The sequence below is a fragment of the Candidatus Nanosynsacchari sp. TM7_ANC_38.39_G1_1 genome, from assembly GCF_004138385.1.
In genome coordinates this window covers 1-12,488 of the sequence record NZ_PQNZ01000008.1, presented here as the reverse complement: position 1 = coordinate 12,488, position 12,488 = coordinate 1, and the positions used below count along the sequence as shown (strand labels likewise).

General features: G+C 49.1%; 13 protein-coding genes and 1 pseudogene (1 of these 14 running past the window's edge). 3 read left to right on the top strand and 11 right to left on the bottom strand.

Going from position 1 to position 12,488, the window contains the following annotated elements:
- The 5 genes and pseudogenes from G1ANC_RS04220 to G1ANC_RS01075 form a co-directional block, all read right to left on the bottom strand.
- A pseudogene (locus G1ANC_RS04220) lies at positions 1 to 354 on the bottom strand (YhgE/Pip domain-containing protein) (it extends 225 nt beyond the left edge of the window).
- Positions 355 to 391: 37 nt separating this feature from the next.
- Positions 392 to 826 carry an Rrf2 family transcriptional regulator gene (locus G1ANC_RS01090; RefSeq protein ID WP_129693195.1) on the bottom strand — a complete coding sequence of 145 codons (435 nt, stop codon included), beginning with the start codon at positions 824 to 826 and terminating at the stop codon, positions 392 to 394.
- Positions 827 to 970: 144 nt separating this feature from the next.
- On the bottom strand, positions 971 to 1,555 hold the full coding sequence (locus tag G1ANC_RS01085; protein ID WP_129693194.1) for a uracil-DNA glycosylase: 585 nt from the start codon (positions 1,553 to 1,555) through the stop codon (positions 971 to 973).
- Between the two features lie 63 nt (positions 1,556 to 1,618).
- A complete protein-coding gene (locus G1ANC_RS01080) occupies positions 1,619 to 2,503 on the bottom strand; it encodes a hypothetical protein (RefSeq protein ID WP_129693193.1) in 885 nt (294 codons plus the stop codon).
- A gap of 85 nt (positions 2,504 to 2,588) precedes the next feature.
- The gene (locus G1ANC_RS01075; RefSeq protein WP_129693192.1) at positions 2,589 to 4,715 is read right to left on the bottom strand and encodes a polyribonucleotide nucleotidyltransferase; all 2,127 of its coding nucleotides are present in this window, start codon (positions 4,713 to 4,715) and stop codon (positions 2,589 to 2,591) included.
- Positions 4,716 to 4,922: 207 nt separating this feature from the next.
- Between G1ANC_RS01075 and G1ANC_RS01070 the strand changes: the two genes are divergently transcribed.
- The 3 genes from G1ANC_RS01070 (at position 4,923) to G1ANC_RS01060 (ending at position 6,811) form a co-directional block, all read left to right on the top strand.
- Positions 4,923 to 5,837: a hypothetical protein gene (locus tag G1ANC_RS01070; RefSeq protein WP_129693191.1), complete on the top strand. Its 915-nt coding sequence runs from the start codon at positions 4,923 to 4,925 to the stop codon at positions 5,835 to 5,837.
- Positions 5,830 to 6,228 (top strand): hypothetical protein, encoded by a 399-nt coding sequence (locus G1ANC_RS01065; RefSeq protein WP_129693190.1) that lies wholly within the window; start codon positions 5,830 to 5,832, stop codon positions 6,226 to 6,228. The genes G1ANC_RS01070 and G1ANC_RS01065 overlap by 8 nt, the downstream gene beginning before the upstream one ends.
- A gap of 85 nt (positions 6,229 to 6,313) precedes the next feature.
- Positions 6,314 to 6,811: an NUDIX domain-containing protein gene (locus G1ANC_RS01060; RefSeq protein WP_129693189.1), complete on the top strand. Its 498-nt coding sequence runs from the start codon at positions 6,314 to 6,316 to the stop codon at positions 6,809 to 6,811.
- On the opposite strand, the gene G1ANC_RS01055 is transcribed toward G1ANC_RS01060, so the two are convergent.
- The 6 genes from G1ANC_RS01055 to G1ANC_RS01030 all read right to left on the bottom strand — a co-directional run bounded on the left by G1ANC_RS01055 (position 6,803) and on the right by G1ANC_RS01030 (position 12,471).
- Entirely contained in the window at positions 6,803 to 7,471 is a 669-nt protein-coding gene (locus tag G1ANC_RS01055) for a GNAT family N-acetyltransferase (protein ID WP_129693188.1), read from the bottom strand. The two genes, G1ANC_RS01060 and G1ANC_RS01055, sit on opposite strands and share 9 nt — an antisense overlap.
- Positions 7,472 to 7,545: 74 nt before the next feature.
- A complete protein-coding gene (locus tag G1ANC_RS01050; RefSeq protein ID WP_129693187.1) occupies positions 7,546 to 8,823 on the bottom strand; it encodes a hypothetical protein in 1,278 nt (425 codons plus the stop codon).
- 162 nt (positions 8,824 to 8,985) lie between these two features.
- A complete protein-coding gene (gene rpsO, locus G1ANC_RS01045) occupies positions 8,986 to 9,252 on the bottom strand; it encodes a 30S ribosomal protein S15 (RefSeq protein WP_129693186.1) in 267 nt (88 codons plus the stop codon).
- A 25-nt stretch (positions 9,253 to 9,277) separates the two neighbouring features.
- Positions 9,278 to 9,877 carry a hypothetical protein gene (locus tag G1ANC_RS01040; RefSeq protein ID WP_129693185.1) on the bottom strand — a complete coding sequence of 200 codons (600 nt, stop codon included), beginning with the start codon at positions 9,875 to 9,877 and terminating at the stop codon, positions 9,278 to 9,280.
- A gap of 48 nt (positions 9,878 to 9,925) precedes the next feature.
- Entirely contained in the window at positions 9,926 to 10,624 is a 699-nt protein-coding gene (gene truB, locus G1ANC_RS01035) for a tRNA pseudouridine(55) synthase TruB (protein ID WP_129693184.1), read from the bottom strand.
- A 77-nt stretch (positions 10,625 to 10,701) separates the two neighbouring features.
- Positions 10,702 to 12,471 (bottom strand): bifunctional oligoribonuclease/PAP phosphatase NrnA, encoded by a 1,770-nt coding sequence (locus tag G1ANC_RS01030; protein ID WP_129693183.1) that lies wholly within the window; start codon positions 12,469 to 12,471, stop codon positions 10,702 to 10,704.
- Between the last annotated feature and the right edge of the window lie 17 nt (positions 12,472 to 12,488).

The following is a 12,488-nucleotide window of genomic DNA, read 5'->3' as shown; positions in this document are numbered from 1 at the left end:
AGTAATCGACGCCGCTTTTGCCGAAAAATCCGNCGGAACAGTCACNACCGCATAGAAATGNCCGCNNNTNACNCCNNNATCAGCNTGCTGTTTATTNACAAANTCCCANCCCAAATCNTGATTNNTTTTGAGTTTTTGCTCGACCGATTGCCCAATATTGACCGTTTGACCGTTCAGCTGCGCGCCTTTGTCCTCATTGACAAATGCCACCGGCAAGTTTTTCACCTGCCCATATGGATCCCAGATTGAACCCAAGAAAAAACCGCTGTACATAATCGGAATAAACGAAATAACCGCCATCGACAGCAGTAATATTTTGTTTTTGCAGAGGTGCTGCCACTCAGCTCGCACCATATTGACGCGGCGCCTGCTTGACAGCCGCTTTAGTTTTTCAACCATACATTACCTCCTTGACAACGTCTTCTAACGTTACCGTTTTTAGATACTCGCTCCACTTCTCTTGCGCCTCGGAAAAGACTTTTTCAATCATATTCATGCCAATTTCCACCTGGCGAGGCCGCGACGCAAATACCCGCTCGACAATTCCTTGAGGCTGAAAAAACGGTGCTTCGCCTTCAATCGCCAGCACCACATCATGCAGCGTCACTTGGCCCATTTCCCGCGCCAAAATGAAACCGCCGCCAGCGCCCTGCGTCGAGNTNATCAACCGCGCNACCACCAGCTTGCGGCTAATTTTCTTCAGNTANGTCGGNGATACTGCCATNTTTTCNGCCAAAGCATCNTTGGTNATCGGNGCTTTTNGCTGNGGATCAGCTAAAATTGCCATAATACAGCANGCTTGTTCAACAGCTCCNGATAGTTTCATNTTNGTCCTTCCGTAAATTAGGTATAGTGGATATCGACTATCCACTATACTACACTAGGCTAGTTTTGGCAAGAGTTTAATAAACAGATTGGGAATAAGCCACGGATTTTGAGCAGATATCTATAGACTGCCAGCGTGCCAATCTTACGATTCAATATTATCCTGCTGCACAAACGCCGCCGCCCGCATAAAATCATCAATCAGCGTCTGGCGCATACCGCCGTTATATAGCGCCGCCGCCGGATGATATAGCGGAATCACCACGAATTCCAGCTCATGCAAACGCACGCGTCGCGGACGTCCATGACCTTGGCTAATCCTTAAGCCAGGAATAAAACCGCCGCCGCTGTGCCGTCCTAATGTTAACACCGCTTTTGGCTGGATAATTTCCAATTGCCGCATCAAATACGGCCAAAACTGGCGCTTTTCTTCTGGCAGCGGGTCGCGGTTATTCGGCGGCCGATACTTCACAATGTTGGTAATATAAACGTCTGGGCGCTGCAAACCAGCTGCCGCCAGCATCTCGTCGAGGAATTTCCCCGCTGCGCCGACGAATGGTTTGCCTTGTAAATCTTCGTTCTTACCTGGTGCTTCGCCGATAAATACGATATCAGCATCAGCATTGCCGTCGCCCATCACCAACTGTGTTGCTTGAGCCGCCAATTCTGAACAAATCCCAGCTTCGATAATTTCCGCCGCTAATGCGTCTAATTCAGCTTGCTTATCCATAATTACATTTTACCAAAATAGTACCCTCTGCTGATACAGAGGGTACTACCGGCGCGGCGAATATTAACGCAGCGCAGTTAATTTTTGATTGACAACGCTTGAAAAGTCGTTGTAGTACCGATCCATTCCGCTATCGGTAACTTTACGGCTAGCGTTAGTAATTAACGTATAGCCAGTAGTCGACGGCTCTATTGGACGGCGCGGCCGAGCGCTGAAATTGCCGCTGGTATAGGCTCTAGCGTATTCGACGTAGTATTTCTTCAACGAAGCATAGTAATCGCTCCATTCTTTACCGAAATTAGCCACATTGCTATTATTTGATTTGCTCAGTTTCTGCATCAAGGATGTGCAATCGCCGTATTTTTGACTAACTTCCTTATCAACTTCATCTGGTTTCTTGCTTATATGGCCAAGATAAAATACGTTATCGCATTTTTTTCTGACCTCGCTATAAACCTCTACGTACTGCGACAAGCCCTCCATTTCCGGCTTAGCAACATCGTAAGCTTTCTTATACTTATCGTAAGCTTCTTTGACAGCTTTATCGTGCATAATCTTAGATTTCGATAATTTGTGGTTTAGTTCATCGCGGCTCTTGATAGCGCTATTAACCGTTTCTTTGTAGGCTTCTGGATTACGTACAGATGAATACTGCAAACTGTTCAATTTCGAGCTTTCATCATTCATCCACGAAACAGCTTGACGGTAATCTTCTTTGCTCGGCCCCATATTGAGCAGCAAAACAACCACTATTACGATAATCAGCAGTAAAAATCCAACAGAACCGCCAATTATTCCCCACAAAGCCCCCTTGCTAAGACCTTTTTTAACCGGCATTTGCGGCGGCATCGCTGGCTGCTGTTGCATAGGCGGCGCAGACATTGGAGCTGGCTGCGGCGCAGGCGGCATTGGCTGCGGCGATTCAGGTGGTTGCGGTTGATTGTTCATAGACTTCCCCTCTTTTATAAGTGTATCTCTATTAAGTATAGCAAAACTTAAGCTGTCTCGTACAGTATTTGTTTACGTAGAAATATTATCGCTGTTCAATTCCCTTCATTGTCAAGCTTAGGCGCCCGCGGTTATCAATCTCTGTTAATTTAACACGTACCGTTTGGCCCTCTTTCAAGACATCAGTTACTTTGCCGACTCGTTTATCCGATAGTTGTGAAATATGCAACATACCGTCAATTCCCGGCAGGATATTCACAAAGGCCCCGAAATCTTTGATACTGACCACCTTACCCTCGTAGATTTTGCCAACCTCTGGCTCTTCGACCAAGCTTTTAATCCAGGCAAGCGCCTTCTCAATTGATTCGCCGTTCGGACTGGCGATGGTAATCAAGCCGTCTTCCTTGATATCAACCTCAGCACCAGTCTCGCTGGTAATCTTGTTAATCACCTCGCCGCCTTTGCCGATGACCGCGCCGATTTTATCTGGATCAATTTTTAGCTTTTCAATCCGCGGCGCGTACGGGCTGAGTGTCTCCCGCGGCTCTGGCAAAATCCTCAGCATATGGTCAAGGATAAATGCCCTGCCGGCCTTGCTCTGTTCAATCGCTTGGCGCAGCACTGCCACCGGCAAGCCATGTACCTTCATATCCATCTGCAGCGCCGTGATACCCTTGGCTGTACCAGTCACCTTGAAATCCATATCGCCGGCAAAATCCTCAGCATCAGCAATATCGCTCAATACGTACGGCGTATCACCGTCCATCATTAGACCCATAGCAATACCGCTAACCGGCGCCGAGAGAGGCACGCCAGCGTCCATCAACGCCAGACAGCTCGAACAGGTCGCTGCCATCGACGTCGAACCGTTCTGGCTCATAATTTCGGTGACGCTGCGAATAGCGTATGGGAAGTCTTCTTCGCTCGGCAACACCGGCGTCAAAGCTCGTTCCGCCAAGTAGCCGTGGCCAATTTCGCGCCGCCCCGGGCTACCCATCCGCTTAACCTCGCCAACCGTATAGCCCGGCGCATTGTAATGATGCATGTAGCGCCGTTCGCCGTCGTTAACCTCCATAGTATCAACCAGCTGGGCGTAACTAAGTGGCGCCAAGGTGACAATATTCATACCCTGGGTCACACCGCGGGTAAACAGGCTTGAACCGTGCGCTCGCGGCAGTAAACCAACCTCTGAGCTTAACGGACGAATTTCCGTCAAAGCGCGGCCATCCGGGCGCTTGCCGTCCTCGACGATACCGCGGCGNACATCTTTNTGTANCGCCAAGGTNAATGCTTCATCGTACTCGTCGCGCACNTCGNNNTATTCCTCAGCNCTCAANCCCAGCTTTTCGGCCATNGCNTCNTGGAATGCCCAGCGNATNTCNTTAACNACCTCGTTGCGCTCNGGATACGGCCGGCGGATTTTCTCGCCTAATTTNCCNTCNACCCACTCATCAGCCGTCTGCTGNATNGCTTCNTCAGGNAAAACNANNTNNTATTCNTGCGNAGNTGGCGCCACTTTAGCTGCNANCTCNCGCTGCAANTNAATCGCNGGCTGCATCATNTGGTGNGCCCANGCCATNGCATCGACAATNACCTCTTCNGATACTTCCTTNGCNCCGGCNTCCACCATGGTGATGCCNCTNNCNATACCCGCCACCACNANNTCCAAATCAGATTGCTCACGTTCCTCNGGCGTCAAAAAGGCCTTAAANTCGCCATTCACGCGGCCNACCCGCAAGCCCGCCACCGGACCGTCAAACGGCGTCCCGGTCAGCATCAAGGCGCTCGACGCCGCAATCATCGCCACCACGTCCGGACGGAAATCCGGATCCATGCTCAGCACTGTCGCCACCACTTGCACTTCTTGGCGGTATCCTTTCGGAAACAACGGCCGAATCGGACGGTCGATTAACCGGCCGATTAGCACCGCCTCGTCGCTGGGGCGGCCTTCGCGCTTAATAAACCGAGAACCAGAAATTTTGCCCACCGCATAAAATCGTTCTTCATAATCAATCGACAGCGGGAAATAATCCAGCTGCACCGGCCGGCTGCCCACTTGGGCACTGCCCAAGACCACCGTATCGCCGTAGCGAACCAGCACGCTGCCAGTCGTCCGAAAACCGACGCGGTTGACCTCCAGCGTCAACGGCCGACCGCACAGCTCGGTGGTAACGCTAAAAATCTCCTTGCCACTCGGGTTAATAATACTCATAAAAGAGCTCCTTTCTTCGCGGCAAGTAACAGGGATGAAAAATCGTCTTGGCTAGGCTTGGCGATTCAAAGCCGCGCGCCGCAAATTCTCGTCTCTATCACTTCCGCGTTAACAATAACTACTTTATTATAGCAGACAACAAAGGTTATTTCATCTATATCACGTCATGCTATTGCTTTTTTATCATGTTTATGCTATAATAGAAGAATGAGCACGCTTCCTATAGTTCTGCTAAGGCGCCGCCAAGACTTCTGGCAAAAAAGCCAAGAGACCGCGAGAGAATTACGGCGAGAAGCGCATACGATCGATCCAGAACGTCCGCAGCGCGGTATCGGGCGAGCTGCGCACAATCTATTGCAATTAATGCAACAAGTTGAACATCCAACTGCTGAGACCAACCAGCAACAAGAATTTTACAAGCTCTACGGCACCTATCGCGACTGGATTGCTGCCGTAACTGCCGAAAAAACAGCTAGAGACTCAAATAGGAGACTTTCTCCTAAAGATCACGAAAAAATTGTTAGTGTGCATTCTTCATTCAACGACTCGCTGCGCGAAATTTTTAACCGCTGGGGCACTGCTATCACGCCAGCTGACACAATGCAACTTCTAAATAATTTTATCCCTATAGCCGACAAACCCCACTACCGCAAGAAAATGGAAACAAGCATAAAAGGTGTACGTACAGAATTACTTGCTGAGCTAGCTCTCGAAAACATGGGCTTTGAAGTGGTCCGTGCGACTACCGAACAAGACAAGAGAGGTATTGATTATCTTATAACTGACAGCCGGGGAGAGCAAACAGCGATAGATATTAAATCTTCGATATTTAAAGCTAACAAAACTAATGATCGAAACGCTAGGTATTATAATGACGGTACTGTAGCTATCTGTCCATTTTCACCCGAAACCCTCGAAAGTATTCACACAATTCTGCCTGCCGATCCATACGGGCAAATGCTGGGACCTTCAAAGGAAATGCTTAAAAACCTATCCGATTCTGGTGTTGTAGATAACGATGAATATGATAGAATTAAGGATAAATTAGAGGAGCAGATAGCAGATATGCATGAACGAAATAGCAATCCAACACGCACAGGGAAGAAATTAACTCATGTCTAGCGAGACTAGCTTCTTTGGGGAGGAGACCGGTTCGCTTACTGAATATCACCTAGTCAATCCAGAGAAAGCATGTAGCGATATCGTCGACTCAATTAGGCACGGAGAAGGAATTATACTAGTAGCAAAAGTATCTGCCGGCATGGGAGAAACCTCAGTTAAAGATGCTACTCGGATTGAGGAAATTGCGGCTTCGTTTACTGAGTTAAGTCGAGCAAACGAAGCAAGTTTATTTGGGACTGGCGACTCGCCTCAACTCGAGGCTAGAGGCGTAACCAAACACCCTAACCCTCTGGACTCAGATGATGGCGATAAAAAACCTCTGATCGTTGTTTTCCAGCAAAGCGATGGTAATGAGATTGATTCCGGACACTTTTTCCTGGTAGCCAAATAATATCCTTGATATTATATCTTAATGCTAGCCCTTGCTAAATTAAGCTAATCGCAAGCTATTCAAATTCAATCAACGAGGAGGTCTAATGCCACAAACCGAAAGTCTATATACTGGGCGGCGCATTAATGTGCGCGCTATTATTTATCGCGAAGGAAAAATACTCGCCGTCAAACATCGCCGCGGCGACCAAGCGGCCCCTTATTACGCCGTACCAGGCGGCGGTCTCGACCCGCACGAGTCGCTAACTGAATGTTTAATCCGCGAATTACGCGAAGAAACTGGCGTGACCGCCAAACCTGGCAAATTGCTATTCATCCAGCAATTCCCATCATCGCGGGCTGGCTACGAAGAGGAATTAGAGTTCTTTTTCGCGGTCGATAATCCTAATGACTTTACCGATATTGACATTAGCCAAACAACGCATGGCGCCCAAGAATTAGCGCTTTGCGAGTATATCGACCCGTCGCAATGCGTTCTCTACCCCGAATTTCTACAGCACACCGATATCGCACAGTACATCAATAGCAACCAGCCAGTTCTCGTCGTCGATAATTTCAACGAGCAGCACCAACAACTACTCTAGCGTCACGTTTTGCCGCGCCCAATCAACCGCCGCTTGCGCCCGTTTGCGCGCCTCCAAGCTCTTTCGCGGCGGACGGTCGTCGCCCCACCACTGCCGCCAGGCCCAATCTGCCGGGTTGAGGCATTCCAGGCAATCCATGTGGCGTAATTTACCGTTCACGAACTCTTCATTGCGCTCGGTATAGACAAGTTCGTAGCCGCACTTCTCAAGCGCTCGCCAGCTCGCCGCGTTGCCGTGGATGACTGCCGACTTAATTCGGTGCAGCCCTAAATTTTCGAAAGCATACCAGGTTCGTGCCCGGTGGCAAGCACTAGCAATCCCCTGGCCCCAATATTTTTTATCGGCAATAACTATACCGCTTGTCGCATAATGAACGTGATCTTTGGTTATCTCGGTAAGCGCTGTGTTGCCGATCAGCTGGCGCTTGTCGCCATCCATAACCCAAATACCCCAGTTTAGGCTGGTTTTGTTCTTGATCATTTCATCATACCAGGCTTGCTCGGTCTCGATTGTCTGCGCTCGGTGCGCTGATAAGTACTGTGTTACCGTGCCGAGCGCAAAACCCTCGACAAACACCGCTAGATTATCGCGCGCAAACGACGCCAGTTCAACCGATAAGCCCTTATCGGTTGTTAATTTCATCATCGGCCCAAACGCCATCGCGCACTCCTTTCGCTTAATTGTGTTTACATTATACACAATTGCGATAACTTGGTACACAAAAACGACACTAACTACAGACTTTCAACTATACTCTGCAACCTGCTGCGAGCTTCATCGGCAGCCCTCCGTAGAGTTGAGCCGCTGCCTGGTTCAGTTTGCCATATCGGCGACCGCGGGTTAGCTTCTTTCGCTAGCTTAGACATTGCTTGAAGAGTTTCTGCGTCAACATTTAGTCCGCCTTTAGATTTTAGCCTATCGGCTAACTCTGCCCTAACCTTTTGGTCAAGAAATCCGCCATAAGCCCTCAAGAAGTCTCCCGCCCATTTGTTAGCTTTCTTTTGGTCAAATGGTTGGCGCTCGCCAGGTTTTGTCGTATTTTGCTCTCCAGCGGCCTGTTTTCCGTCTGACTTTGATACGTCTGCTTTAGATTCTACCGTATTTTTTTGATTGCCGTCTGATTGAGCTTCGACTGGCGATGTCTTATCTTCTGCCGGCTGCCCGACCTGTTCTGCCGGATTTTTCTCTGCGGCGCGATCACTTGTGGCAGGTTTAGCTTCTGTAGTTTTCGCCTTTAGACTTTCGTTTCTAGCGGTTTCTGGCGGCGTGTTTTCTTTCGGCGCTTTAGGTTCTGGTTCGCTAGACGGCTTGGCGGCATCAGTTTCTGCTTTCGGAATTTCGGCACGCGGCGGCAACGGTGTTTCTTGTACTTTGGGCACAGCATCGCTAGCACTGGTCTCATGCGATACCAGCTCATTTGACTCCTCGCGTATCGCTGGCTGCTCGTATACTGCTTGCTCAACTGGCGGCCGCGAAGCGTATTGGACTAGATTATCGCCTCTGTCCCTGTTATGCTCACCCCTGACAATACCATCAACCAAATCCTCTGGAACGCCTTTTGCTAACAAATCAGCGCGCCGATTAAGCATTTCATCAACACTTTGCGGCCCTCTCTCGGCATCAGCATGCGACGGTAACTTACCAGTTATTTTCTCGCCAGTCATAAAGACTCGCCGTGTAGATGCACGCTCGTTCGTCGGTGCCGCGCCGCCGTCAGTAGCGGCTTTATAAGCCTCGCCGACCAGCAGCTGCCTGCCGGTATTCGACTCTTGGCGCGCCATAGCGGGCGGCTTATCGCCGAAAGCAATCGCCACCGCATCGCGAGCATCATTGACTTTCTCGGCCCGGCCAGCCGGCGTCCATTCGTGCGGCGTACTAAAATTATCACCATCAAGAGAGTTAGACTTAACTGTCGGCTCAATACCGTACTTCTTATAGTCAAACAACTCGTCTTGCTCGCGGCTGTTAGTCACCTCATGAGAAGATGTTGGGAAGCGTTCTTTTGTAATCATTTTTATTTTTGCCGCTTACTTGCCTTTTATGCTAACACAGCTTATGCTTTTTGTCAATAATATTACTTAGATTAGTAATTTTAGCAATACGGCAGCTGCGATCTACCTTTACAAACCAAAAACCGCCTCGATACGAGACGGTTTTTGGCCCAGGCTGCACGTTTATTTGCGCAGACCGAGCTTCTCTAGCGTTGCCTTGTAGGCCTCAAAGTTCGTCTTCTCAAGGTATTTCAGCAGGCGCTTGCGCTTACCTACCATCTGAATCAGTCCGCGGCGCGCCATACGGTCGTGCTTATTGGACTTGAGATGTTCAGTCACCTCTTTGATACGAGCCGTCAAGATCGAAATCTGCGCTTGCGGGCTGCCGACATCGTTCTCGTTGACCTGAGTCAAAGCAATAGCTTTCGCTTTGTTATCCTTTGATATCATAGCTAACAACTTTAGCAGAGATCCGCTAATCAGTCAAGTTGTGCAAACTCCTTATCATATCTATCACCCTATAGATTTTCTCAATATCGTCAATCGTCATCTGACGAGACTGATCTATCCAGCTCTTAATAAGTTTAGTAGTCGTTTCCGTGTCAGGTAGCGTTTTGCTTGGAGTAAAATTATTTAAAGTTTCCGGCTGCCCATTCCTATTATAATCTATGCTATATTCATGGTTTGTCGGTTGTCCAAGTTCGCCATAAATAAGCCATTGCTCCACAATCTCGACTTTTTGTCCTGGAACACTTTCAACACGCTTTTTAACACTCATGTATAGCTCATCTTGAGACATCTCGCCGTCTTGTTTCGACTCTGGCACATATACTAATTCGCAACCTTCCGGTACAGCTGCCTCTTGGTCATCAAAATGGAGAGCCTTACTAACCAATTCCGGCGTCAGTGGATACGAGAAACTTTTGAGAGGCTGATCATCTAGCGATAAACGACCAGGTTCCTCTACTTCTCTACCTACTAGTTTTAATGTTTCCGCAGCTTGACGGCGCAAGTTATGGAGTGTTTCTTGATCAGGTACAGGCTCTGTATGAGCAAGATTCTCATAATCTGTCATTCTTTCATTATATCATAAAAAGTCTAAATAAGCAAATCTCTATGCTTCTTATGATTCAATGCCAAAATCGGCCAATTTCTGCGCTTGACTAACTTGCCAATCGGCAATCTGCGTACGGCGCAATTCTTGACAGTAAGCGCCCGTACCTAGCGCCTCACCGATATCAACTGCCAAACTACGAATATAGGTACCGCTAGAGACATGGGCCCGAACTTTGAGCAGCGGATAAGCGTAATCAAGCAGTTCTAGCGCATAAATCGTCACCGCGCGTTCTGGAATATCAACTTTTTTACCGCTGCGAGCTAATTTGTAGGCCCGCTGTCCGTTAATTTTGATAGCACTGAACGCTGGCGGACGCTGTTTGATATCGCCAACGAATTGCGCTAGAACATACTTAACTGCTGCTGCATCCGGTTGTTTGAGTAAAGGTAAAGATTCAGCTCCTTGTAGTTCGTCGCTTGCAACATACGGCATAATTTCGCCTTCCGGGTCGCCAGTTGTACTAGTCTGCCCCAACCGGAACGTCGCTTCATAAACCTTATCAAGCTTGGTATAACGCATCGCGTTGCGGCATTCCTTGCCCGTAACCAAAATCAGCAGGCCCGTCGCAAAAGGATCAAGCGTCCCGCAATGACCGACTTTGACTTTTTTACCAGCCCGATGGCTAAGTACGCGGCGAACTCGCGCCACCACCCCGAAGCTAGTCATGCCTGGCGGCTTATCGATCAATATAACCCTGTCACTCATACTTCAAGTATATCAGCATACCCCGTAGCATTGATTCTAAAATCTTTTCAGAGTCAATCTGAAGCCTATTCGCAAGCTTAAGCTTGCCCTGGAATCTTGAACTGAGCCGGATCATTTGATGTTGGTGCCGAAACTGCTGGAGCTGGCGGCGGCGGTAGAGTAGATTCTAAAGTGTCAGCTCCGACCCCGCCATTAGCTGGTACTGGCGGCAAGGATGAAAAATCTGGCAACGGTGGTAATGGCGGCAATGGCGGCAAATCGTCAACCGCGCCAGACGATGGCGCAGCTGATGCTGCCGACAGAGCTGCATCAACGGCAGACCGCGCTTGGTCTTGGTCTGAACTAGCAGGATTTGCGACCGGCGCAGCTTCTACGCTAGGCGCTGGCATACTCGGCTGTACCGTTACCCCTTTCGAAGAAACCGCCTCGGGCGCCGCGTCAACTGGCGCAGCTTCTGATAAGACATCGCGAACTGTCGGTTCTACTTCGGTCTTATCGGCTACAGCATTAAATGGCGATTGCATTGACGGCGGCTGCGACGCCACCGCGCCGCGATCGTGGCTTAAAATGACGCGATTATGCATGTCTTTTTCAGCTTTTCTAGCTTCCTCGGCAGCCTGTTCGGTTGTCGCGTTGAAAGTACCGCCAATCGACGGCTCGCTCGGGCTAACTGGCATCGCTAGACCTGGCCCTGGCGCAAATGGAGCAACTGGCGGCAAAGTTAGATCTTCTTTGGCCGCTTCATCTACTTCTGCCGAGCTGGCAGCAATATCGCGCTGCAAATCGGCAACAGACGGCATATCTGGCCTATCAGCTTCAGGCTCAGCAGCAGGAATCGATGCTAATTGTTCGGCTAATTTCTTTTCGGCGGCAGCGGCGGCATCTCGGCTGCTTCGCTTTTCTAGCTCCTCATTGGCAGCCCTCAGAGCTTCGTCGGAATGGCGCCTATCAACTGTATTCTTGACGTCGTCAACATCACCGACTGGCTCGTGCGAAATCGACAACGCGCCAATATCGCCAGAGTCCTTAGACTTATCCTTTTTAGATGATTTCGCCTCGTCACTACTCTTAGCCTCAGGCACTGGAATCGGTTTGTCGTACGATTCCTTTAGTTTAGTGGCAATTAGTTGCTGGTTAGCACCGTCTGCCATCAATTGAGCGGCCACGGTCATCGCCGCCGAGCTAGTATGCGCATTACTGAAACGTTCAGTTGCCGCCACAATACCAGTCAAAAACGCCGTAGCGATCTGCTCGTCAATCAACCGGCTTTCACCTCTTAATTCATTGGCTAACCGGCACAAAACCTCGCTATAACAGCTAGCTCGCGGATTACTCCACTCCAGACTACCGAGCTGGGTTGATTCGCCAAGCGATACGCTTGCTACAACCGCATCGTGCAAAATTCGTCCATGGCTCTCGAGCGCATGATCCAAATCAGCTTCATCTTTGACGCCAATTGCCAACACCATCTCGACGTTATAGTCTCCTTGGCTAAAGTCCAAATCTTTCTGGTTGATTGTCGTACGGTACGGCGTAATAAAAATCTTGACCATATCATCGACAATCTTGTAACGTAAGTGATCGGCTTTCTCCTTATCCAGCGCGATGATAAAGTCGCGCAAACTATCAACCGTACTTTCAAACGTTTTCTCGGGCTGCAGAAACTTAATCGCTGGCGGCACTGCCCCGCTAAATACTGCCGTCGCATGCTTATTTAACTTATTGATTAGCAGCGTGATGCCCAAAGCAGCGCTCAATTCGTCAACCGACGGATTGGCACTAACCGTAACGAGAATATTATTACTTTCTTTGACTTTCTCTACTATCTGGTTTAGCACGTCTGCCATATTTTATCCTATTTGTT

What these genes read in the sequence shown, in the direction of transcription:
- G1ANC_RS01085 (WP_129693194.1), bottom strand. Translation starts at nt 1,555, where the DNA reads ATGGATAAGCAAGCTGAATTAGACGCATTAGCGGCGGAAATTATCGAA.
- G1ANC_RS01080 (WP_129693193.1), bottom strand. Translation starts at nt 2,503, where the DNA reads ATGAACAATCAACCGCAACCACCTGAATCGCCGCAGCCAATGCCGCCT.
- G1ANC_RS01070 (WP_129693191.1), top strand. Translation starts at nt 4,923, where the DNA reads ATGAGCACGCTTCCTATAGTTCTGCTAAGGCGCCGCCAAGACTTCTGG.
- G1ANC_RS01065 (WP_129693190.1), top strand. Translation starts at nt 5,830, where the DNA reads ATGTCTAGCGAGACTAGCTTCTTTGGGGAGGAGACCGGTTCGCTTACT.
- G1ANC_RS01060 (WP_129693189.1), top strand. Translation starts at nt 6,314, where the DNA reads ATGCCACAAACCGAAAGTCTATATACTGGGCGGCGCATTAATGTGCGC.
- G1ANC_RS01055 (WP_129693188.1), bottom strand. Translation starts at nt 7,471, where the DNA reads ATGGCGTTTGGGCCGATGATGAAATTAACAACCGATAAGGGCTTATCG.
- G1ANC_RS01050 (WP_129693187.1), bottom strand. Translation starts at nt 8,823, where the DNA reads ATGATTACAAAAGAACGCTTCCCAACATCTTCTCATGAGGTGACTAAC.
- rpsO (WP_129693186.1), bottom strand. Translation starts at nt 9,252, where the DNA reads ATGATATCAAAGGATAACAAAGCGAAAGCTATTGCTTTGACTCAGGTC.
- G1ANC_RS01040 (WP_129693185.1), bottom strand. Translation starts at nt 9,877, where the DNA reads ATGACAGATTATGAGAATCTTGCTCATACAGAGCCTGTACCTGATCAA.
- truB (WP_129693184.1), bottom strand. Translation starts at nt 10,624, where the DNA reads ATGAGTGACAGGGTTATATTGATCGATAAGCCGCCAGGCATGACTAGC.
- G1ANC_RS01030 (WP_129693183.1), bottom strand. Translation starts at nt 12,471, where the DNA reads ATGGCAGACGTGCTAAACCAGATAGTAGAGAAAGTCAAAGAAAGTAAT.